Source organism: Sphingomonas sp. T1 (genome assembly GCF_902506585.1).
Classification (GTDB): Bacteria; Pseudomonadota; Alphaproteobacteria; order Sphingomonadales; family Sphingomonadaceae; genus Sphingomonas; species Sphingomonas aerolata.
Genome location: NZ_LR733875.1, coordinates 787,217 through 809,122, shown reverse-complemented (window position 1 = coordinate 809,122; position 21,906 = coordinate 787,217). Strand labels below are relative to the sequence as shown.

Annotated in this window: 17 protein-coding genes and 1 tRNA gene; 8 read left to right on the top strand and 10 right to left on the bottom strand. The window is 66.2% G+C overall.

Annotated elements, in window-relative coordinates; translation table 11 throughout:
• Positions 1-104 precede the first annotated feature (104 nt).
• Positions 105-698, top strand: coding sequence for a hypothetical protein (locus GV027_RS03500; RefSeq protein ID WP_159511006.1), 594 nt, complete (start codon positions 105-107; stop codon positions 696-698).
• A gap of 209 nt (positions 699-907) precedes the next feature.
• On the opposite strand, the gene rplL is transcribed toward GV027_RS03500, so the two are convergent.
• Positions 908-1,282 (bottom strand): 50S ribosomal protein L7/L12, encoded by a 375-nt coding sequence (rplL, locus tag GV027_RS03495; RefSeq protein ID WP_031392842.1) that lies wholly within the window; start codon positions 1,280-1,282, stop codon positions 908-910.
• A gap of 64 nt (positions 1,283-1,346) precedes the next feature.
• Positions 1,347-1,862: a 50S ribosomal protein L10 gene (gene rplJ / locus GV027_RS03490; RefSeq protein ID WP_031392843.1), complete on the bottom strand. Its 516-nt coding sequence runs from the start codon at positions 1,860-1,862 to the stop codon at positions 1,347-1,349.
• 401 nt (positions 1,863-2,263) lie between these two features.
• On the opposite strand from rplJ, the gene GV027_RS03485 reads away from it, so the two are divergent.
• Together GV027_RS03485 and GV027_RS03480 are read left to right on the top strand one after the other, a co-directional pair.
• Positions 2,264-4,768, top strand: coding sequence for a PhoX family protein (locus GV027_RS03485; RefSeq protein WP_201302567.1), 2,505 nt, complete (start codon positions 2,264-2,266; stop codon positions 4,766-4,768).
• A 95-nt stretch (positions 4,769-4,863) separates the two neighbouring features.
• Positions 4,864-5,718: an oxidoreductase gene (locus tag GV027_RS03480; protein ID WP_159511005.1), complete on the top strand. Its 855-nt coding sequence runs from the start codon at positions 4,864-4,866 to the stop codon at positions 5,716-5,718.
• A gap of 84 nt (positions 5,719-5,802) precedes the next feature.
• Here the strand turns inward: GV027_RS03480 and rplA are convergent, their stop codons facing one another.
• Entirely contained in the window at positions 5,803-6,495 is a 693-nt protein-coding gene (gene rplA, locus GV027_RS03475) for a 50S ribosomal protein L1 (RefSeq protein ID WP_031439626.1), read from the bottom strand.
• Positions 6,496-6,499: 4 nt separating this feature from the next.
• Positions 6,500-6,931, bottom strand: coding sequence for a 50S ribosomal protein L11 (gene rplK / locus GV027_RS03470; RefSeq protein ID WP_031392847.1), 432 nt, complete (start codon positions 6,929-6,931; stop codon positions 6,500-6,502).
• A 525-nt stretch (positions 6,932-7,456) separates the two neighbouring features.
• Between rplK and GV027_RS03465 the strand changes: the two genes are divergently transcribed.
• The 3 genes from GV027_RS03465 (at position 7,457) to GV027_RS03455 (ending at position 10,676) form a co-directional block, all read left to right on the top strand.
• On the top strand, positions 7,457-7,768 hold the full coding sequence (locus tag GV027_RS03465) for a hypothetical protein (RefSeq protein WP_159511004.1): 312 nt from the start codon (positions 7,457-7,459) through the stop codon (positions 7,766-7,768).
• A gap of 122 nt (positions 7,769-7,890) precedes the next feature.
• Entirely contained in the window at positions 7,891-9,270 is a 1,380-nt protein-coding gene (locus GV027_RS03460) for a sensor domain-containing diguanylate cyclase (RefSeq protein WP_159511003.1), read from the top strand.
• Positions 9,271-9,275: 5 nt separating this feature from the next.
• On the top strand, positions 9,276-10,676 hold the full coding sequence (locus GV027_RS03455) for a methyl-accepting chemotaxis protein (protein ID WP_159511002.1): 1,401 nt from the start codon (positions 9,276-9,278) through the stop codon (positions 10,674-10,676).
• Between the two features lie 33 nt (positions 10,677-10,709).
• Here GV027_RS03455 and GV027_RS03450 read toward each other — a convergent pair whose 3' ends face one another.
• From GV027_RS03450 to GV027_RS03440, 3 genes are all read right to left on the bottom strand, one after another.
• Positions 10,710-13,709: a TonB-dependent receptor plug domain-containing protein gene (locus tag GV027_RS03450; RefSeq protein WP_236559036.1), complete on the bottom strand. Its 3,000-nt coding sequence runs from the start codon at positions 13,707-13,709 to the stop codon at positions 10,710-10,712.
• A 130-nt stretch (positions 13,710-13,839) separates the two neighbouring features.
• Complete coding sequence (locus GV027_RS03445) at positions 13,840-14,517, bottom strand: FadR/GntR family transcriptional regulator (protein WP_037529848.1); 678 nt, start codon at positions 14,515-14,517, stop codon at positions 13,840-13,842.
• 39 nt (positions 14,518-14,556) lie between these two features.
• Positions 14,557-15,903 carry a GntP family permease gene (locus GV027_RS03440; RefSeq protein ID WP_031439619.1) on the bottom strand — a complete coding sequence of 449 codons (1,347 nt, stop codon included), beginning with the start codon at positions 15,901-15,903 and terminating at the stop codon, positions 14,557-14,559.
• 366 nt (positions 15,904-16,269) lie between these two features.
• Here GV027_RS03440 and GV027_RS03435 point away from each other — a divergent pair, with 366 nt between their 5' ends.
• Entirely contained in the window at positions 16,270-16,482 is a 213-nt protein-coding gene (locus tag GV027_RS03435) for a helix-turn-helix domain-containing protein (protein WP_037529849.1), read from the top strand.
• Positions 16,483-16,567: 85 nt separating this feature from the next.
• Entirely contained in the window at positions 16,568-19,564 is a 2,997-nt protein-coding gene (locus tag GV027_RS03430) for a glycosyl hydrolase family 28-related protein (RefSeq protein ID WP_159512709.1), read from the top strand.
• Positions 19,565-19,597: 33 nt separating this feature from the next.
• On the opposite strand, the gene GV027_RS03425 is transcribed toward GV027_RS03430, so the two are convergent.
• The 3 genes from GV027_RS03425 to GV027_RS03415 all read right to left on the bottom strand — a co-directional run.
• Positions 19,598-19,673: transfer RNA gene (locus GV027_RS03425), tRNA-Thr, on the bottom strand.
• A 17-nt stretch (positions 19,674-19,690) separates the two neighbouring features.
• On the bottom strand, positions 19,691-20,545 hold the full coding sequence (locus GV027_RS03420) for a hypothetical protein (protein ID WP_159511000.1): 855 nt from the start codon (positions 20,543-20,545) through the stop codon (positions 19,691-19,693).
• 73 nt (positions 20,546-20,618) lie between these two features.
• Positions 20,619-21,906 (bottom strand): replication-associated recombination protein A (locus GV027_RS03415; protein WP_159510999.1); only part of this gene is annotated, 1,288 nt, incomplete at its 5' end.

Sequence of the window (21,906 nt, the reverse complement as noted above, 5' to 3'; positions counted from 1 at the left end):
TCGTTTTTTTTTTTTTTTTTCAAGCAGAAGACGGCATACGAGATGTCTTAGGGTCTCGTGGGCTCGGAGATTGTATAAGAGACAGGCCGAGCCCCGCGCGAGTGGTGACGCCGACCCCCGCGATCGCGCCGCCGTCCCCGCCTGAGCCCGCGACGGCGGCAACCCCGCAATTTCTCGACCGGCGTGCGCGCGAGCCGGAGCGGGCGCGTCTGTCGGTCGAGCTGCGCCCGCTTCGTGCCGGGTTGAACCTGCTCAGCGCGACGGCCGAGTGTGAGCTCGTGGTGACGAATGTCGGTGCGGGCATCGCGGAGGCAATCCGCGTCCAGGCGGTCCTGCTGAGCGCGCATGCCGGCCAGGACGCCGATCTGACGGCGGTGAATGCGGATCAGGTCCCGCGTCCGGCGACTGCGCCGTTCACGCTCGCGTCGGGAGAGTCGCGCACGATCCGGACGGTCTCGGCCATGTCGCGCGAGGCGATCCACAGCATGACCGCGGCCGACCGGCCGATGTTCGTGCCGATCGTCGCGGTCAACATCCGCTATGCCAGCGGGACGATCGCCGGTCAGACCGCGCGCGCCTGGGCGATCGGTGTCGAGCGGGTCGATTCGGCCAAGCTTGCGCCGTTCTGGCTCGATATCCCTGCGCGCATGTATGACGGGATCGCCGCGCGTCCCCATGCGCCCGCGATCATGGTCTAGCCGCTCAGACGACAGGCCGGGTCGCGTCGATGCGGCCCGGCCGCGTTCTATCAGGCACAAAAAAAGGGCGACCCCATCGCTGGGGCCGCCCTTTTTTTGCTGCGGCCAGCAGGGGCAAAGCCCCTGCTTCGTCGGTCGGTATGAATGCCGCCGGCCGGCCTTGCGGGGAGTGCGCTTCAGCGTGGCTGAAGCGTCTCTCCCGCTGCGGCTTACTTGACCTCGACGGTCGCGCCAGCTGCTTCGAGCTGTGCCTTGATCTTGGCGGCTTCGTCCTTCGACACGCCTTCCTTGACGGCCTTGGGAGCCGACTCGACCAGCGTCTTGGCTTCGGTCAGGCCGAGCGACGTGATCGCGCGGACTTCCTTGATGACGTTGATCTTCTTGCCACCGTCGCCGGTCAGGATGACGTCGAATTCGGTCTGCTCTTCAGCGGCCGGTGCGGCTGCGCCGCCGCCAGCTGCCGGTGCTGCGACCGCTGCTGCGGCCGAAACGCCCCACTTCTCTTCGAGCAGCTTCGAAAGCTCAGCTGCTTCGAGAACGGTCAGTTCGCTCAGGCTCTCAACGAGCGCGTTCAGGTCTGCCATGATAAATCTCCATCTCGGGGCATGTGCCCCATCAGTTCAAAAAGTAACGAAAGAGCCTGCAAGATCAGGCGGCTTCCTTCTCCGCGTAGGCGGAAAGCACGCGCGCGAGCTGCGCTGCCGGAGCCTGCGTGATCGTCGCCAGCTTCGTGGCAGGTGCCACGATGAGGCCGAGGATCTTGGCACGCAGTTCATCCAGCGAGGGCAGCGTTGCGAGCGCCTTCACACCGTCGACGTCGAGGGTCGTCGCGCCCATCGCCCCACCCACGATTTCGAACTTGTCGTTCGTCTTCGCGAATTCCACGGCCACCTTGGCGGCCGCGACGGGATCGATGGAGCTGGCCAGACCGACCGGACCCGTGAGCATGTCGCCCAGCGAGCTGTAGTCGGTGCCGTCCATTGCGATCTTGGCAAGCTTGTTCTTCGAGACCTTGTAGGTCGCGCCGGCGTCGCGCATCTTGTTCCGCAGCACAGTGGACTGTGCGACGGTCAGGCCGAGGTTGCGCGTCACAACGACGACGCCGACCTCGGAGAAGGTGCGGTTCAGCTCGGCTACGGCCGCGGTCTTTTGATCACGATCCATGCCATTCTCCACGTTTTCAGGTTCACCGTTTGCACGGTGGACCCGGTTACTAACCGGAGGCGCAGACAAGCCCGCGCTTCCGGGTGTCTCGTCGATGGGGCATGGGAGAGGACAGGCGCCGGAGCGCTCCGCAAAATCTCATTCCCCGTCTAGGTGGGAGATTAAGCGCCGGCAAACCCGGTGCACCCACTGTCTCGGACGGAGTTCGGCAGGCGGACCCGCCGAACGAAGCCGCCGCATAGCCGAATCGGCCGCGAAGTCAATCGCCCAGATGTGGTCCGGTGCGTGTCGCGGAACCGTCACGCGACTGACGCGGAGGTGTCTCCGTTCCTTCACCGCACTGCCGCTTTACGCGGCCAAAGCTCCCCGCAGCGGTCAGATCGGCCGATCCGGGGGGACGTATGAAAATTCCGACGAACATGACGATGGCCTATCACGACGGCGATATCGACACGAACACCAGCGCCAATCCGCATCTGAACGATCTGATCGCGGTGCGCTATTCGCGTCGCCAGACGCTGATGGGCGGCCTGTCCGCCGCGACCGCCGCGGTGTTCGGCGGCATGCTGCTCGCGGGTTGCGACGAGGATGACCCGCGGCGTGCGGTCACCGTGCAGGCCGGTGCATCGGGCGCGACCTCGGCGGGCAAGACGGTCACGCTGACGGGCACGGTAGCGTCGGGCAGCGCGACGGGCGTCGCCTGGGCCCAGACCGGCGGCCCGGCCGTGACGCTCGCCAACGCGAACACCGCGACCGCGACCTTCACCGCGCCGAGCGTCGCTGCCGACACCACGCTCACCTTCACCTTCACCGGCACCAGCACCGACGGCATCCGCAGCGAGACCTCGACCAGCGTCACGGTCAGCCCGGCGCGGCTCGACTTCACCGCGGTCCCCAAGAGCCTTGCCGATGTCGTCGCGGTACCGGCCGGCTACAGCGTCACCGTGCTCTATCGCCTGGGCGATCCGATCGCGAGCGGCGTCGGCGCCTATGCCAATGACGGCAGCGACACGAACTTCGCACGCCGTGCGGGCGACCATCATGACGGCATGAGCTATTTCGGGCTGGCCGCGACCGGCAGCACCCCAGACGCCAACGGCAACACGCGCGGCCTGCTCGTGCTCAACCATGAGAATATCACCCAGGCCTATCTGCACCCCAACGGCGCGACCAGCACCGGCGGCGCGATCGGTGCGGGCGGTGTCCGCCCCGAGTCCGAGGCGCTGAAGGAGATGGAATGCCACGGCGTCTCGGTGATCGAGATCAGCCGGTCGGCCACCGCCTGGAGCTATGTCCCCGCCTCGGCGCTCAACCGCCGTATCACGCCGCTGACGCCGATGAGCTTCAGTGGTCCGGTCCGCGGCAATGCGCTGCTCAGGACGCGCTATTCGACCGACGGCACGGCGGGCCGCGGGACGATCAACAATTGCGCGAACGGCACGATGCCGTGGCACACCTATCTGACCAACGAAGAGAATTGGGCGGGCTATTTCCGCCGCCAGTTCGGTGACGTCGCCGCACGCGGCGGGTCGACCGCCAAGCAGAATGTCTCGCTCGCCCGCTATGGTATTCGCGAGACCGCCAACGCCACCACGTTTAACGGCAATTACGGCTGGGCCTCGGTCGTGCCGGCGGACGCTGCCAACACGCTCTATGCGCGCTGGAACGTCACGACGACGGGTGCGGCCGATGCCACGGGCGACTTCCGCAACGAGGCGTTCCAGTTCGGCTGGGTGGTCGAGATCGATCCGTTCGATCCCGCCTCGACACCGCGCAAGCGCACCGCGCTCGGCCGCATGAACCATGAGGGTTGCGAGATCGGCCGGACGATCGCGGGCGTCAAGCCGGCCTTCTACATGGGCGACGATGCGCAGAACGAATATATCTACAAGTTCGTGTCCGCCACGCCCTGGTCGGCGGCAGACGCGACCGCGACCAACCGGCTCGCGATCGGCGACAAATATCTCGACTCGGGCACGCTCTATGTCGCCAAGCTGAACGCCGACGGTTCGGGCCAGTGGCTGCCGCTGGTGTTCGGTCAGGGGCCGCTGACCAGCGCCAACACGACCTATCCGTTTGCGGATCAGGCCGATGTGCTGATCAATGCGCGTTTGGCGGGCGACGTGCTGGGCGCGACCAAGATGGATCGTCCCGAATGGACCGCGGTGAACCCGGCGACGGGCGAGATGTACTGCACGCTGACCAACAACTCGTCGCGCACCGCGGCGAATGTCGATGCGTCGAACCCGCGGGCCTATACCGATCCCAAGACCACCGGTGGCCAGACCACGGGCAACGCCAACGGCCATGTCATCCGTCTGCGCGAGACCGGCGACACGTCGGAGGCGACCGCCTTTACGTGGGACATCTACGCATTCGGTGCGGGCAGCGATCTCGATGTGACCAACATCAACCTGTCGGGGCTCGACGCGACGAACGACTTCTCGTCGCCCGATGGCCTGTGGTTCGGCCTGCCGAGCAATCCGACCGGCAACGTCACGCCGGTGATGTGGATCGAGACCGATGACGGCGCCTATACCGACGTCACCAACTGCATGCTGCTCGCGGCGATCCCGGGCCGTGTCGGCGACGGCGGCACGCGCGCCGTGACGGGCACGCTCGGCGGGACCAGCAACACGATCACGACGCGGATCGGCAAGGCACCGGCCACCACGCTCCGGCGCTTCCTGGTCGGACCGAAAGAATGCGAGATCACCGGCATCCATTCGACCCCGGATGGCCGCTCGCTGTTCGTCAACATCCAGCATCCCGGCGAGAATGGTGGTCCCACCAACATCACCAGCAGCTGGCCCGCGAACCAGGCCGGCGCGGTTGCGACCCCGTCGCGTCCGCGTTCGTCGACGATCGTCATCACCAAGAACGATGGCGGTATCATCGGGCTGTAAGCAGGGCAGGGGGCGGGTCGCATAACGGACCCGTCCCCGGCTTTCGGCGTTACCTCCTGCGAACGCATATCCAGCGTATCCGGAAAGGTTCGTCCATGACTCTCCCCGCATCGCCCGTCTGGTTCATCACGGGTTGCTCCACCGGCTTCGGCCGCGATCTCGCCAGGCTGGTCCTGGATCGCGGGTGGCGCGCCGTCGTCACCGCGCGGGACGCCGACCGGGTCGCCGACCTTGTCGAGGGACATGACGACACCGCACTTGCCCTTGCGCTCGACGTCAACGACCAGGTGCAGGTCGAGGCGGCGGTCGCAGCCGCCAAGGCGAAGTTCGGCCAGATCGACGTGCTCGTGAACAATGCGGGCTATGGCTATCAGGCGACCGCCGAAGAGGGTGACGAGGCCGAGATCCGTGCCCAGTTCGACACCAATGTGTTCGGACTGTTCGCGATCACCCGCGCGGTCCTGCCGATCATGCGCGCACAGGGCAACGGCAACATCGTCAACTTCACCTCGGTCGCCGGGCTCATCGGGTTTCCGGGATCGGGCTATTATGCGGCATCGAAGCACGCGGTCGAGGGCTGGTCCGACTCACTGCTTGCCGAGGTGGGGCCACTCGGCATCGGCGTGACCTGTGTCGAACCGGGCCCGTTCCGCACGGACTGGGCGGGGCGATCGCTGCGCCAGACGCCGAGCCAGATTGCCGATTATGCCGATACCGCGGGCGCGCGGATGGCGGGAACGAAGGACGTCAGCGGGACGCAGGCCGGGGATCCGGTCCGGGCAGGCGAGGCGATCATCGCCGCGGTCAGCCAGGACGTGCCGCCGCGCCATCTGGTGCTCGGCGCATTCGGCTATGAGGCCGTGACCGCAAAGCTGCGCGAACGGCTGGCCGCGATTGAAGCGGCGCGCGACATCAGCCTGGGTGCGGACTTTCCAGCCGATGCGACCTGAGCGCATCAGGCGGCCCTGACGCAGAAAGGGCCGGGAGATCGCTCTCCCGGCCCCTTTCCTAACACTCAAAAGCGCGAACGCCGATCAGGCGCCGGCGACTTCCGTCGTGTCGACCTTGATCCCGGCACCCATGGTGCTCGAAACCGCAATCTTGCGGACATACTTGCCCTTCGCGCCCGACGGCTTGGCCTTGACCACGGCGTCGACCAGCGCATCGAAGTTCGCGCGCAGGTCTTCTGCCGGGAACGACGCCTTGCCGATGCCCGAGTGGATGATGCCGGCCTTCTCGACGCGATATTCGATCTGGCCGCCCTTGGCGTCCTTGACCGCCTGCGCGACGTTCATCGTCACCGTGCCGAGCTTCGGGTTCGGCATCAGGCCCTTGGGGCCCAGAACCTTACCGAGACGACCGACGATGCCCATCATGTCCGGGGTCGCGATGCAGCGATCGAAATCGATCGTGCCACCCTGGATGGTTTCCATCAGGTCTTCCGCGCCGACGACGTCTGCGCCTGCTGCGAGAGCCTCTTCAGCCTTCGCGCCGCGGGCGAACACGCCGACGCGGACGGTCTTGCCGGTGCCCTTGGGCAGCGTCACCACGCCGCGGACCATCTGGTCTGCGTGACGCGGATCGACGCCCAGGTTCAGCGCGACTTCGATCGTCTCGTCGAACTTCGACGTGGCGCCCGAGCGTGCGAGCGCGATCGCTTCGTCAATTGCGTGCAGCTTGACGGTGTCGACCGTGACGGCCTTCTGCTTCTTGGTCAGCTTTGCCATGATATCAGCCCTCCACCACTTCGAGGCCCATTGCGCGGGCGCTGCCTTCGATGATCTTCGTCGCAGCGTCGATATCGTTGGCGTTGAGGTCCTTCATCTTCGTCGTGGCGATCTCGCTCAGCTGCGAGCGCTTGATCTTGCCAGCGACGACCTTGCCCGGCTCCTTCGAACCCGACTTGAGACCGGCGGCCTCCTTGATCAGGTACGATGCCGGCGGGGTCTTCGTCTCGAACGAGAACGAGCGATCCGCATAGACCGTGATGACGGTCGGGATCGGCATGCCCTTCTTCAGTTCGCTCGTGCCGGCGTTGAACGCCTTGCAGAACTCCATGATGTTCACGCCGCGCTGACCCAGCGCAGGCCCGATCGGCGGCGCGGGCTTTGCCTCGCCTGCAGGGACCTGCAGCTTGATGTATCCGGTAATCTTTTTAGCCATGTCACTCTCTTGATAGGGGCCGCCCGCATAAGCGCGCACAGCCCGGTTTCGAGTCTAGCGGTACGAACGACGCACGCTCGACGCGCGTCTCCCGCAGGTTCCATCATCAGATGTTGGAAGCTGGCGCGCATAGCCGAGGCGTGCCGCTCGTGCAAGCCCGTGCACCGACCATTGGCGATCGCGGCGCAGGCGCCGGCCATGTCCCGGCGTCGGGATCACCCAACCGGTCACAGCAACGGCTGGCGCCGAGTATGCAACCGATTGCAGTCCAAAAGTCTTCACCGTTACCGCAATGATCCAGATCAGCAAATTCCAAGTTATTCGTACAAGATGATCTAAATCATGAGCGAAAACACAGCAAATGTGGCAAGTCCTGCACGAGGAGGGATTAGGACAGCCATGAGAGCCGCCTTTGATCATGACAGCGGAGCATTGAGATTCCTTACAATAGCGCTAGGGCTTGCGCTTGGTCTGATGATCCCGCTTGGATTCATATTGGCATGCTCGCTTATACTTGACCGGCCGGTGACGATACTTATCGTCGGAATTATCGTTGGAATATCCGCAACCTATGCCCTGTCGGTGATCCTGATGCAGCCGTCGAAGCATGACGAGGAGCATGTCGGGGACGCCGTTCCCAAGGTCTCGCTTGCCATGATTTGCCTGGCGACGGCGCTGATCGTCTGCGGGTTCAGCATCTATGTGTCCGACCGGCCGCATTATCTTCTCTACCGGGACATGCCCCATATCGCCGCGGCGATGCTGTTCCTCCCCGGCATGCTCATCGGGTCTGGCTGTATCCTCTGCATGATCGCCGGGCGCGCCGTGCCGCACTAGGCCGCACGGTTCGTCGCCCGGACCGCGCCAAAAAAGCGCCGACACGCCCGGGACCCCATGGTGCCGGCCTATAATGGAGGCCGGACGTGTCGTTGCACGCCCGTCACTCCGAGAGTTTCGGCATGGATACGAAGATCAACGTCGCGGACGGCGGCGGCAGATGGGATATGGCGAACGCCCCGTTCGTCGTCGACGCGCTGGCACGTTCGATCCCGACGGTGCAATTCTCGATGGAAGGCGAGGTGCTGGCGGTCAATGATCGCTATCTGCGCATTTTCGGTCGCGAGGCACAGGACCTGATCGGCGGCCATCACAGCAGCTTCGTCCGGCTGACCGCGGCGGGGGCGGCGGACTATGCGACCGTCTGGAACACGCTGCGCAAGGGGCGTCTGATCCAGACCGAGTTCGGCAGCGTCGCCAAGGATGGTCGCGAAGTCTGGTTGCAGGCGACCTATATGCCCGTGCTGGACAGCAACGGCGTCCCGCAGCGCGTGTTCAAGCTCGCCAACGATATCACGCATGAGCATCAGCACGCCGCGGACAAAATCAAGATGCTCGAGGCGATCTCGCGATCGACCGCGATGATCGAATTCGCACTCGACGGGACGATCCTGTCCGCCAATCCGCTCTATCTCGCAATCACCGGCTATACCGAGACCGACATTCGCGGTCGGCATCACCGCATGTTCGTGACCCCCGAGGACGCCTGTGATCCCAGCTATGAGCGGTTCTGGGAACGGCTGCGCGAGGGGGAGTTCATACGCTCCGAATTCCGCCGGATCGGGCGGGACGGGCGGCCGATCTGGCTGCAGGCTAGCTACAACCCCATCCTTGACGCGTGCGGCAAGCCGACACGGATCGTCAAGATCGCGACCGACATCACCGAATCGGTCGAGCTGCGCCTCGAAAACGCGCATCACGCGTTCAGCGACGCGCTGACCCAGCTCGCCAATCGGCGACGGTTCAACCGGACGCTGGCGGAGGAGGTCCGCCGCGCGATCCGGTCGGGTGACGACCTGTCGCTGATCCTCATCGACATCGATCATTTCAAGCGGTTCAACGATAATCATGGTCATCAGCAGGGCGATGCGTGTCTGCGGATCGTCGCGACCGCCATCCGGTCAGCGGTGCGGCGCGCCAACGATCTGGTCGCGCGTTTCGGCGGCGAGGAATTCGCGGTGCTGCTGCCCAGTGCCGGTGCCGATGTTGCGGCGACCGCGGCGGAAACGATCCGTGCGGCGGTCGAGACGTTGCGCGTCGACCATCAGGACGGGACTCGCCCGGTGCTGACCGTCAGCGTGGGTCACGCATCGCTCAGCCGGGATCACCGCAGCGCAGACGTCCTCGCCGATGATCTTGTCGAGCGCGCGGACCGTGCGCTCTACCGGGCCAAGGAAGCCGGCCGCAACACCGTGTGCGACGACCGCGCCATCCATCCCAGGGGCTCCGTGACGCCGCCGTTCCGCGCGCCATTTTTCCGCTCGATTTCTCCCAAAGGATAACCCGAATGCTATGGTTCAAAGCCGATGCGCCTATTCGCCTGAAACTGCTGATCGCCTTTTCCAGTTTCGTCGTTCTGGTCGCCTGCACCGCAATTGCGGGATTGGTCCTTAAGGGCACCGCGCTGATCGGCGCGGGCGTCGCGGCAACGCTGATCGCGGTTGGGCTCGGCTATACCTATCGCGAGATGATCGCGGTGCCCTATGTCACCACCGTCGTTCGTATGGAGGCGCTGGCCGCGGGTGATCTCGAAAGCCCGATCGAATTCACGAACTTTCGCGACTGCGTCGGCCGCATGACCAAGGCGATGGGAACGTTCCAGGAGAACGCGCGGGTGCAGATTGCGCTGAACGTCGAGGCGTCGCGCAACGCCGATGTGGTCAACCGCATGGCGCAGAATTTCAAGCAGGTGGCCGAGGGCAATCTGACTGTCGACATCACCGAGGACTATCCGGCGATCTACGAGGACCTGAAAGCGAACTTCAATATCGCGCTTGCCAGCTTGCGCGACCTGATCCGCTCGGTCGCGCAGGGCGCCTCCAGGATCCAGATCGGCTCGGGCGAGATTGCGCAGGCGTCCGAGGATCTGGCGCGGCGAACCGAGAGCACCGCGGCGAGCTTGGAGGAGACGTCGGCGGCGATCCATCAGATGGACAATCGCCTGAAGGATACCGCGCAGGGCGCGACGCGGTCGGTGGCGACCTCCGAGCAGGCGCTGAGCGCGCTCGATCATGGACGCCACAAGACCGACACGGCGGTCCAGGCGATGGAGCGCGTCAGCGACAGTGCCAAGGGGATCGACAGCGTCATCGAGGGACTCGACAAGATCGCGTTCCAGACCCGCGTCCTGGCGATGAACGCGGCGGTCGAGGCGGGACGCGCAGGCGATGCCGGACGCGGCTTTGCGGTGGTCGCCGATCTGGTGTCTGCGCTGGCGATGCGCGCGGAGGAAGAGGCCAAGCGCGCGCGCAACCAGCTGACCGTGACGCAGGTCGATATCGGTGCGGCGGTCGACGCGGTGCAACTGGTCGATCAGGCGCTGTCGGGGATCGTCGCCTCGGGGCGTGAAGCGGCGGATATTTCGCGGCAGATCGCGACCGACAACCAGGCACAGGCCCTCGCGATCACGGAGGTGAGCGCCGCGGTCGGCAGCATGGACCAGGCGACGCAGAAGAACGCGGCGATGGTCGAGCAGACGTCCGCCGCGGCGCGGCAGCTCGCGCAGGAGGTCCAGCTGCTCGCACAGCACGCGCAACGCTTCGTCGTCGATGGCGGCGGGGTCCGGCAGGCGGCACCGGCCTCGGCGGCGCAGGCGGCAACGGGGGGACGCGACCATTATACGCTGGCGAGCGATACCCGGCGGCTGCCCGCCTCCGCGATCACCGCGCTGACCCGGCCGAGCTGGTAGGACCGACCAGCCGGGTCGGGGGCGGGTCCCGGTCTAGAAGCGGGCGCGCATGCCAAGCCGGTAGATGCGGCCGAGCGTGTCGTAGAGCGCCGGGTTCACGTCGAGGCCGGTATTGGTCTGCGGCGCGGGTTCGGGATCGTGATCGAACATGTTGTCGACCTTGAAGAACAGACTGACCTGCTTGGACAGGTTCACCGACCCGCCAAGATCGACATAGAAGGCGCCCTTCATCGTGTTGTAATCGATCGTCGGGTTATTGGCGGTCGAAGCGGGGCAGGCGGTCGTGCACACGACATACTGGTTGCCGAAATTGCCGTCGGAGAACCAGCGCTCCTGTAACGTCAGGCTGAAGAGGTCATTGTCGTAGCTTTGCGTCGCGAGCCATTTCCAGTCGGGTGTCGCACCATTGTTGGCGCCCGCCTGGTCGACCGTCGCGACACCGGCGATGCCCGCCTTCACGAGGAACTCGCGGACATTGGTGCCGAGCGCGCGGAGGGTGAAATTGCCCGGCAGGCCGAGCGGCCGCTTCCACTGGTAGCTCGCTTCGATGTCGAACCCGCTGGTCTTCCACGAGGCGAGGTTGAATGGCTGGACGTTGATGAAATTGCCGCCCTGGGTCGGGCTGTTCAGCACGAAGCCGCCGCAGAACGCCTGATTGCCCTCGAAGCAGAAGCGCACGATCTGGTCGGCCGACAGCGTCGAGATCACGCCGTCGAGCTTGATGCTGTAATAGTCGAACGACAGGCCGAGCCCGGGCAGCCAGGACGGGTGCGACAGGACGATGCCGGCTTCGGTATTGCGCGCGATCTCGGGCTTCAGGTCCGGATTGCCGATGGTGTTCTGGAACGCCTGGACGCCGCCGCCGGGGGGGAAGGGGTTGGTGAAGTTGGGCAGCGTCGTGACGGTCGGTGCGGCGAACAATTCGGACAAATTGGGCGCGCGGACGTCGCGCGACGTCACCGCGCGCAGGCGGATGCCGTCGAGCGGCGTCTCCCAGGTGCCGCCGATCTTCCACGCCCAGATTGTCCCCGACGTGCTGTAATGCGTGACGCGGCCCGCACCGTTCAGGTTCGCGCGACCGATCGCATCGCCCTTGAACAGCGGCAGGTTCAGCTCGAGAAAGCCTTCATAGACCTCGTATTTGCCGCCACCGTTCTTGTAGTTGCCCGCCGCCCAGTTGCTGCCCAGCGTCGAATTCAGCAGCGGGTCCGCGGGATAGTCGGCGCTGTTGGGGCTGAGCGCAGTGACGCCGGCGCCATAGGGATCGCCGTGGACGCGGTAATATTCCCGCCGATATTCGCCGCCGAACGCGACCGCGAGCGGCCCTGCCCAGAGGCCGAGCGGCTCGCCCGAGAAGTTGAGGCTGGCGACGTCCTGCGTCAGCTTGGTCCGCTGCAACGGTCCGTTGACCGGCGTGACATAGGCAAGCGCTGCGGCGGAGGGGGGCGACCCGCCGAAGATGTTGATCGGCTGACACCCTGCAGCGCGCGCGGCGGCGTCGGCGCAGACGATCGCGCCGTTCAGCGTGATCGCGTTGGCAGCCGCGACATAGCGGTTCTGCAACACGGTGTTCTCGACATCGATATGCGCGATCGTGATGCCATGTTCGTAATAGCCGTCATAATTCCAGTCGGTGCCGGCCAGATCGAACCGCCCCTTAAGCCCGCCCACGAACCGGTATTGGCGGCGGTCGGTCTGCACCAGCGGATCGGGGAAATTGCCGTTGCTCGTGCCGAAGCCGAACTGCGTGATCCCGGCGGTCGCACACCGATCGCGGATCAGCTGCGGCAGATACGGATTGGCGCACTGTACGGTCAGACTGGGGCGATTATAGCCTGGGCTCGGCTGGTTGCTGGTCTTCACCTGCGCGAGGTTGACGGTGACATAGGCTTCGTTGTTCTCGGCAAAGTCGAAGCCGACGCGGGTGAAGCCGTTGAGGCGTTCGAGCGAGGATTTGAGCGACGCGCCCGACCCCGGCGCACCCGACAGGTCGCCGCCGACGCAGAAGCTGTTGCCGGGGAAGCAGCCGGTCACGCCACCCGTCCCGGTCGGGCGCCCGTTCGATCCATAGTTGAAGTTGAACGGCGCGCCATTCTGGTCGAACGCGATCCCCTGTAGCGGGCCGTTGTTGATCAGCCCGAACCGCGCATATTGATAGGGCTGGGCATAGTCGCGATAATTGAACTGCGGCAGGCCGTTATTCGCCTGGCCGGTATTGACCAAAGTCGTCGCGCGGTACCAGTCGCGCCCCTTGGCGAGATCGGTGCCGAAATCGCCGGGCCCGACGCCGTCCTCATGATCATATTCGGCGCTGACGATCAGGTGCAGCCGGTCATTGAACAGCGATTTGCCGAACGCCGCCTGGACCAGTGCCTGCTGATCGTCGCCGTAATTGGTGATGCCGCCCTGGATATTGCCCTTGAACCCGGTGAACCGCGTGTCGGTGATGAAGTTGACCACGCCGCCGACTGCGTCCGAGCCGTAAGAAGCGGACGCACCGCCCGTGACCACGTCGACGCGCTTGACGAGCAGTTGCGGGAACATGCTGATGTCCGGAACGCCCGTCACGTTCGCGCCGACGACGCGTTGCCCGTCGAGCAGGGTCAGCGTCCGGATCGGTCCGAGACCCCGCAGCGAAAACGAGCTCAGTCCCTGCGTTCCGCTCGACGTGCTGAACGTGCCGGTCGCCGCGCCGGTCGAGCCTTGCAGCGACGGCAACTGCGCGATCGCGTTGAAGATGTTCGGCTGGGCATTTTTGAGGATCTGTTCCTCGCCGATCACGGTCGTCGGCGTCGGCGCGTTGAACCCGCTGGTGGTGATGCGCGTGCCGGTGACGACGATATCGGCCGCGGACGGCGGTGGCGGGCTGTCCTCGGCAAGCGGCGTCGCCGGCGTCACGGTCGGGGGCGGGGCCGGGGGGGCGGTCTGGGCGAGAACGGGTGTCCCGATCAGCGCAATCGCGGACACCATCATCCCGGTCGCGGTGCCGCCGATGCGTGCGGCAAAATCTCGGTCGTGCCTGGCCTTCGCCATGATCCCATCCCCTTTCGGTCATGGCCCAGGCCGTCTGTCCGGTCCGGGTCCTCAATCCGTTATGCGGCGATCCTATCGTGGACCGACGGGGGGAACATCTACGACCATCGTCGCAACGTTCGGGGCGCAATCAGGGCATGAGGCGCTTGCGGCCCTGCGACAAATGCCACCGCATCGCCAGCGCGGCCCCGTCGGCGTCCTGCGCCCGGATCGCCTCGACGATCGCGTCATGCTCGTCCATCATCGCGCCGATCACTTCCGGCGCGCGCGATCGCGATATGTCCACGCCGGCGCGCAGGATCCGCATCACCGCATCCTGGAGATGCTCGAACACCGGCAGGAACGCCGCGTTGGCGGTCGCCTCGACGATCGCACGGTGGAGCAGCCAGTCCTCGTCATGGGCGGGGGCGTTGGACAGCAATGCCGCGCGCAACGCCTCGAGCGCCTGCTCGATCGCCGCGAGCTGTTCGTCGGAACGTCGCTGCGCCGCCAGCCGCGCCGCCTCCGCCTCCAGCACGAAGCGGACCTCATAGGTGCCGAGTGTCGCGGCGAGCGCATCCATCGGCATGTGCGTGCCGAGCCGCGCGGACGGCCGCCGCTTGACATAGGAGCCCGCGCCAAGCCGCGCCTGAGTGATGCCGTCCGAGGCGAGCCGCGCCAGCGCCTCGCGGACGATCGTCCGCGACATGCCGAACATCGCCGCGAGCTTCGCCTCCGATGGCAGCCGGTCGCCGATCGCGAGTTCCTCATCGGTGATGATCCGCACGATCGCGGTATAGGCGCGATCCGCCAGCCGCCCCTCGCTCACGGGCACTCGCCCTCTCTCGTCACCGCATTCTGTCCCATCTCAGACGACATAGCTCAGCGCCAGGACGAGGACGAGGCCGACCACCGAGATCGCAGTCTCGAGCAGCGACCAGGTGCGGAAGGTGTCGGCGGTGCTCGTGCCGACATAGCTTTTGACCAGCCAGAAGCCGGGATCGTTGACATGGCTGAAGAAGACCGAGCCCGCGCCGATCGCGAGCACGACGAGTTCGGGGGAGACGCCCGAATTCGCGACGACGCCGGGCATGATCCCGACCGCAGTGATCGTCGCGACCGTCGCCGACCCCGCCGCGAGCCGGATCGCGACCGCGACGAGCCAGCCCAGCAGCAGCGGGGAGATTGCGTACATCAGCACCGTCCGGGCGAGCAGGTCGGACAGCCCGGCGGTCACCAGCACCTGTTTCAGTGCGCCGCCCGCGCCGATCGCCAGCAGGATCGCCCCCGCCGCGCCCATCGTTTCATGCCACACCGCGTCCTGGATCGCCGCCTCGCGCAGCCGTCGCCCGAACAGCAGCGGCAGCGCGACAAGGTTGGTCAGCAGCAGCGCGACGACCGGGTTGCTCGCCGCGACGAGCCAGCCCGCCCCCTTCAGCGCGGGCATCATCTGGCCCAGCTCACCCGTCGCGATCATCAGCACCGGCAGCAGCACGATCAGCAGCGACCAGAGCCGCGGCGGCGGTGCTATGGCGAGCCCGGCGTCGGTCGCGACCGGTGACGCCAGCCGGACGCCGCGCGTCGTGATCTTCGCCAGCAGCGGACCCGCGATCACCGCGGTGGGGATCGCGATCAGGATGCCGTACAGCATCGTCCGCCCCAGATCCGCGCCCAGCGCCTCGACCGCGAGCAACGGGCCGGGATGCGGCGGGACGAGTGCATGGACGACGCCGAGCCCGGCCAGCGCGGGCATGATCAGCCGGAGCTTGGCGGCATCCCGTACCGGGCCGTCCTCGCCCGTCATTTCCTCCGCGGCGGCGACGACGATCGGCAGCAAAAGGACGAGCCCGGTTTCGAAGAACAGCGGCAGGCCGACGACGATCGCAATGCCCAGTGTTGCCCAGGGGGCGGCGCGTGCGCCGGTCATCTGCAGCGCACCGCGGGCAAGGGACGCCGCGGCCCCAGACAAATGCAGCATCGCGCCGAGCGACAGGCCGAGCGCGACGACGAGCCCGGTCCCGCCGATGATGTCGCCGACCCCCTTCTGCACCGCCTTGGCGACGTCGGGCAGCGGCAGACCGGCCAGCAGCCCGACGGTGAAGGCGCCGCACAACAGGCCGATAAAGGGATGCAGCCGGCCGCGGACGATCATCACGACGGCCAGGGCGATGCCCGCCAGCGCCGCGATCACGAGCCTCAGGTCGCCGCCGATCACGGATGAGTGCCGTTCGTTCGCATGCGACCGCGCTGTGACTGCATCATCGACATCACTCCCAATGATCCGACGACGCGTTCGCCTGCCGGTTTGATAACAGCTGTAGGACAGGTTTCTGTCTAACGACACCGAAAAGGCTTGATCACCGCGAAAATGCGGAGGCATAGTGAAGACCTGTCCAACCGACTCCGCAAGAGAGATGGGTGGGCGGGCACTGAGAAGCCTTTGACCGCGGCGATCGACCGGGGCGTGAAAAGCCGACAGCAGAGGAGGATGACCATGGACGGGACTGCCCAGACCGCACGGCAAATCCAGCACGCCCCCGCGACCTCGAACGCGATCTCGAACGCGGGGCAGGCGCTTGCCATGCGCGCGCCGCTGCCGCGGCTGACGCCGACGCAGATCAAGGTCCTGCGCGGGGTGCATTCGGGATTGCTCAACAAGCAGATCGCCTTCGACCTCGGCATCGCGGAAGCGACCGTGAAGGCGCACATGACAGCGTTGATGCGCAAGCTCAACGTGCGCAACCGCACGCAGGTCGCGGTGCTCGCGCATACGCTGATGCTGCAGGCGGCCTGACCGGGCTACGACCTTTGTCGCGCCTGAAGCGATCAGCGGCCTGCATTAGGCCGGCATCCGGGCGGCACTCACGGAGAGATGAATGATGGACGTGAAATGGCTGGCGGGCACGGCGCTGCTGCTGCTCGCGACCCCGGCGGTGGCCGGGACGACGTCGGTCTATCGCACCGCGCCGGCCGATCCGCGGGCGATCACGGTCCGCGGCGTCGGCGATGGTCGCGCCGATGACAGCGCCGCGATCCAGCAGGCGATCGACGCGGCGGCGGCGGGCGGCAAGGGCGGCGTCGTCTTCCTGCCATCGGGGCGGTACCGGATCAGCCGGACGATCTTCGTCCGCTCGGCGGTCCGCCTGTTCGGGGTGGGACCGACCCGGCCCGAGATCCTGCTCGCCGATAACAGTGCGGGCTTCGCATCCGGGGTGGCCGCGATGGTCAGCTTCACCGGCGAGGATCAATACCGGGTCGGCAAGGCACCAGTGCCGCCGCGGACCAGCGTGCCGTTCGATCCGAGCATCTTCGACGCGACGTCGAGCACCTTCTACTCGGCGCTGTCGAACATCGACTTCCGGATCGGTGCGGGGAATGCGGGCGCCGTCGCGGTGCGCTTCCGCGTCGCGCAGCATGGCTATTTGCGGCATGCCGACTTTCATATCGGATCGGGGCTGGCGGGCGTCTATCAGGCGGGCAATGCCTTCGAGAATCTGCGCTTCTTCGGTGGGCGCTATGGCATCATGTCGGAAAAGACGTCGCCCGCCTGGCAGTTCACGCTGCTCGACTCCGAGTTTTCGGGGCAGCGCGATGCCGCGATCCGCGAGCATGAGGTCGATCTGACTCTGGTCAACGTCGTCATCCGCGACACGCCGGTCGGTATCGAGATCGATCGCGGCTATTCGGATTCGCTGTGGGGGAAGGACGTCCGGTTCGAGAAAGTGACGCGCGCAGGCATCGTCGTCTCGAACGAGGGCAGCGTCTTCACGCAGATCGGGTTCGACAATGCGGTGGCGGTCGACACCCCGACCTTCGTACGGTTTCGCGACAGCGGCAAGACGGTGGCGGGATCGGGCGCGCGCTACCGGGTCAGCGATTTCTCCTATGGCCTGAAGCTGCCGGCGCTGGGTGCGATCGGCGACTATGCGACCGACGTCGCGATGACGCCGCTTACCCGCACGCCCGCGCGGCCTGCGCGCGCAATCCGGGCGATGCCGCCGGTTCAGGACTGGGCCAATGTCCATGATCTCGGCGTCAAAGGCGACGACGAGACCGACGATACCGCCGCGCTGCAGCGCGCGGTCGACACGCACCGCGTGCTGTATTTCCCGACCGGGCGCTACCGCGTCACCGACACGATCCGCCTCCGGCCCGACACCGTGCTGATCGCGCTGCATCCCGGGCTCACGCATCTCTATCTGGCCGATTCGACACCGGCCTTCATGGGGGTCGGCGGGCCCAAGGCGCTGATCGAAAGCGCCAAGGGGGGCGATGCGATCGTGTCCGGGCTGGGGCTGTGGACCGGCGGCGTCAACCCGCGCGCGACCGCATTGCTGTGGAAAGCGGGGGAGGCGTCGATGGTCAACGACGTCAAGATTCAGGGCGGCGGCGGCACCGCGCTGACCAAGGGAAGCCCGATCGGCTTCGGCGATCCGCGTGCGCGCTTCGACGGGCAATATCCCAGCATATGGGTGACGGACGGCGGTGGCGGCACCTTTGCCGCCTTGTGGTCCCCCAACACGCTGGCATCGGCGGGGTTTCACGTGTCGAACACCAGCACGCCGGGCCATGTCTACCAGCTGTCGGCCGAGCATCATTATCGCGCCGAAATCGTGCTCGATCATGTCGCGAACTGGGAATTCCTCGCGCCGCAGACCGAGCAGGAGGTTCGGGACGGCGTCGACGCGATCTCGACCGAGATCCGCCATTCGCGCAACATCCTGTTCGCCAATTATCACGGCTACCGCGTCACTCGCTCGATCAAGCCGATGGATGCGGCGATCAAGCTCTACGAGTCGGGCGATATCCGCTTCCGCAACGTCCATGTGAACGCGGAGAGCGGCTTTGCAAGCTGCGATGCCAAGGGCTGCGGCACCTTCCTGCGAGCGAGCAAATATCCGTTCGAGAACGCGATCAAGGACATCACCGGCGGACAGGAGGTCCGCGAGCGCGAATTCGCCCGGCTCGACGTGCCTGCGACCCCCGCGCCCAAGGCTCCGGCTCCGGCGGCGGTCGAGAAGCTCGCCGACGGCTTCTATTCGATCGCCGGCGGTGCAGTCGACGCGAACGGCAAACTCTACTTCATCGACCGCCATTTCCAGCGCATTCACGGCTGGTCGAAGCGCGAAGGCCTGTCAATCGTCGCAGAGGCACCCCTCGATCCGGTCAATCTGATGGTCGATCGATCGGGGCGGCTGCTCGTCCTGTCGTCGGCAGGGCGCGATGCCACGGTCTACAGCGTCGATCCGGCAAAGCCCTCCGACGTCCAGGTCATCGCACCGACCGCGATCGCCGAGTTCGGCCCGGCGAACAGGGATGCCGCCACCGTGCTGCCGGTCAACGTCTGGGAAAACGGCGAATTCGCGGATCGGATCGATCCCGTCACCTATCAGTATCCGACGATGGCGGACCTGTTCGCGGCAAAGATGGGTGAGGCCAAGGCGGCGCACTATGTGTCGCCCGATGGTTCGCTCGCGCTGCCTGCCTTTCGCGTGTGGAATCAGGGGCCGGACGACCATCAGGGATGGCGCTGGTCGGATACGCTGAACGCGAACGGCTTCGTCGCCGCGCGGCCCGGCGAGCGCGTCGTCCTGACCAACGCGTCGGAGAACCGCACCTATAGCGGTCTGGTCGGTGCGCAAGGCAGGGTCACCGACCTGAAGCCGGTGGCCGATCGCGGCGGTGAAAGCGTCGCGCGCGATGCCGCGGGCCGGCTCTACGTCGCCAATGGGCAGGTGTTCGTCTATGACGCCGGGGGCGCGCTGGTCCGGCGGATCGACGTGCCCGACCGTCCGCTGCAGCTGGTGATCGGCGGCCCCGATAACCACACGCTCTTCATCCTCACCCACCATGCGCTGTACGCCACCGCGATCTGAGGGCGTGCGCGGTGGTGCGGTCGGGTGGAGGAGTGGTGCCGGTTGCAGGAATCGAACCCGCGACATCCAGTTTACAAAACTGGCGCTCTACCAACTGAGCTAAACCGGCAGCGGGCGCCTCATGCGTCAGGTGACGCCGAACGTCCAGCCTTCGGTTGCAGCAATAAGCGAAGTCATCGCCCGAGGACACCAGAAATCGGCATTCTTCGCATTGGCGCGGAGCCAGGCCGCGGTCAGGATCGCGTCGGTCGCATGGTCGTTATAGCGCGCGAGGGGGCGGTGAGGTGCGGAGCCGAGCGCTGCGAGCGCGTCGTCGAGCGTCGCGCCGTCGCGCATCTTGCTGCGGCCGACGGGGCGTCCCGCGGCACGCGCGGCGATGCTGGTATAGATTTCGACGATCGCGGCGCCCGATCGCGGCGGCGCATCGAACGGCCAGACCGGGATCCGTCCGTCGAGACGGTGCAGCAGGCGCATCCCGGCAAAGCTCGCCTTGGCGACCTGCGCCGCGCCGATCGCGTCATACACGGTTGAGGGTTTGCGGCTGCCGTCGTCCGGCATCTCGCACCGACGCCAGTGCAGGAAATCGGCTTTGGTCCCGTCCGCCGCGCCGAGATAGAAATGCGTGCCGCGGCGGCGCTCGATGAACGATGCGGCGCCGAGATCGGGATCGTCGCTCTGCGCGTCGACCATTGCCCACAGCGCGCGGGCATCGGCGGTAGGCGGCTCACCGGGCAGATGCGCACCACGGGTTACGAAGGGGGCGGAAAAGCTGAAGTCGAACCCGGCGAGCAACGGCAGGTCGCGGCGTGCGACCAGCCAGTCGAGCACCGCCTGGCGTGACCAGATCCCGTCCGGCGCGGCGACAAGCGTCGGGGCAGCGTGATCACGGCCACAGATCGCAACGGCGATCCCCTTGTGCCGCTGCCCCTTCGCGCCGGACCAGTCGATCGCGACGAACTGCGCGAAGTGATCGGGGGTCATCGAAGACGCAAGCAGCACACAACGACCCGGCGGGGCGCGGGCCGTGCAGTCGTCTCACAGGCGTTCATGCGGACTAGGCGTCCTTGGCCTGCCGGCGTTCGTCCCACCAGGCGAGGCGCTCGGCAATACGCTTCTCGAACCCGCGGTCGGTCGGCGCGTAGAAGGTCTGCGGCGTCATCTCGTCGGGCCAATAGTCCGACCCCGAAAAGGCGTTCTCAGCATCATGGTCATAGGCATAGCCCTTGCCATAGCCGATATCGCGCATGAGCTTGGTGGGGGCGTTGCGGATCGCGGCGGGCGGCATCAGCGACCCCGTCTCGCGCGCCGATTTCCAGGCCGCCTTCTGCGCCTTGTAGACCGCGTTCGATTTGGGCGCGGTGGCGAGATAGACGCAGGCCTGGGCGATCGCGAGTTCGCCTTCCGGACTGCCAAGGAAATCATAGGTGTCCTTGGCGGCGATACACTGCACGAGCGCCTGGGGGTCGGCGAGACCGATATCCTCGACCGCGGCGCGCGTCAGGCGGCGCAGCAGGAACAGCGGCTCCTCGCCCGCGGTGAGCATCCTTCCGAGATAATAGAGCGCCGCCTGCGGATCGCTGCCGCGGATCGATTTGTGCAGCGCGCTGATGAGGTTGTAATGCCCTTCGCGATCCTTGTCGTACACCGCGACGCGGCGCTGCAGAAAGTTCGACAGCCCCGCGGGGTCGAGCGGTTCGGGCAGGTCGACCGAGAACAGCGTCTCGGCCTGATTGAGCAGGAACCGGCCATCGCCATCGGCACTGGCGATAAGCGCATCGGTCGCCTCGGGCGTGAGCGGGAGCGGGCGGTCCATCAGCGTCGCGGCGCGGGTCAGCAACAGTTCGAGCGCGCCGCGTCCCAGTCGCTCGAGGATCAGGACCTGCGCGCGGCTGAGCAGTGCCGCGTTGAGCTCGAAGGACGGGTTTTCCGTCGTCGCGCCGACCAGCGTCACCGTGCCGTCTTCCACATAGGGAAGAAACCCGTCCTGCTGCGCGCGATTGAAGCGGTGGATCTCGTCGACGAACAACAGCGTACGCTTGCCCAGTCGCGCGTGGTCGCGGGCTTCGGCAAACGCCTTTTTCAGATCGGCCACGCCCGAGAAGACCGCGGAGATCGCGACGAACCGCAGATCGACCGCGTCGGCGAGCAGGCGCGCGATCGTCGTCTTGCCGGTGCCGGGCGGTCCCCAGAGGATAATCGACGACAGCCGTCCCGCCGCCACCATCCGCCCGATCGCCCCGCCTGCGCCGGTGATGTGATCCTGCCCAACGACCTCGTCGAGCGTCCGCGGACGCAGGCGATCAGCGAGCGGTGCGTTTTCGGGATGCGCGTCGGGTGGGGGG

What these genes read in the sequence shown, in the direction of transcription:
- rplJ (WP_031392843.1), bottom strand. Translation starts at nt 1,862, where the DNA reads ATGGATCGTGATCAAAAGACCGCGGCCGTAGCCGAGCTGAACCGCACC.
- GV027_RS03420 (WP_159511000.1), bottom strand. Translation starts at nt 20,545, where the DNA reads ATGACCCCCGATCACTTCGCGCAGTTCGTCGCGATCGACTGGTCCGGC.
- GV027_RS03480 (WP_159511005.1), top strand. Translation starts at nt 4,864, where the DNA reads ATGACTCTCCCCGCATCGCCCGTCTGGTTCATCACGGGTTGCTCCACC.
- GV027_RS03455 (WP_159511002.1), top strand. Translation starts at nt 9,276, where the DNA reads ATGCTATGGTTCAAAGCCGATGCGCCTATTCGCCTGAAACTGCTGATC.
- rplL (WP_031392842.1), bottom strand. Translation starts at nt 1,282, where the DNA reads ATGGCAGACCTGAACGCGCTCGTTGAGAGCCTGAGCGAACTGACCGTT.
- GV027_RS03450 (WP_236559036.1), bottom strand. Translation starts at nt 13,709, where the DNA reads ATGGCGAAGGCCAGGCACGACCGAGATTTTGCCGCACGCATCGGCGGC.
- rplA (WP_031439626.1), bottom strand. Translation starts at nt 6,495, where the DNA reads ATGGCAAAGCTGACCAAGAAGCAGAAGGCCGTCACGGTCGACACCGTC.
- rplK (WP_031392847.1), bottom strand. Translation starts at nt 6,931, where the DNA reads ATGGCTAAAAAGATTACCGGATACATCAAGCTGCAGGTCCCTGCAGGC.
- GV027_RS03435 (WP_037529849.1), top strand. Translation starts at nt 16,270, where the DNA reads ATGCGCGCGCCGCTGCCGCGGCTGACGCCGACGCAGATCAAGGTCCTG.
- GV027_RS03430 (WP_159512709.1), top strand. Translation starts at nt 16,568, where the DNA reads ATGGACGTGAAATGGCTGGCGGGCACGGCGCTGCTGCTGCTCGCGACC.
- GV027_RS03485 (WP_201302567.1), top strand. Translation starts at nt 2,264, where the DNA reads ATGAAAATTCCGACGAACATGACGATGGCCTATCACGACGGCGATATC.
- GV027_RS03460 (WP_159511003.1), top strand. Translation starts at nt 7,891, where the DNA reads ATGGATACGAAGATCAACGTCGCGGACGGCGGCGGCAGATGGGATATG.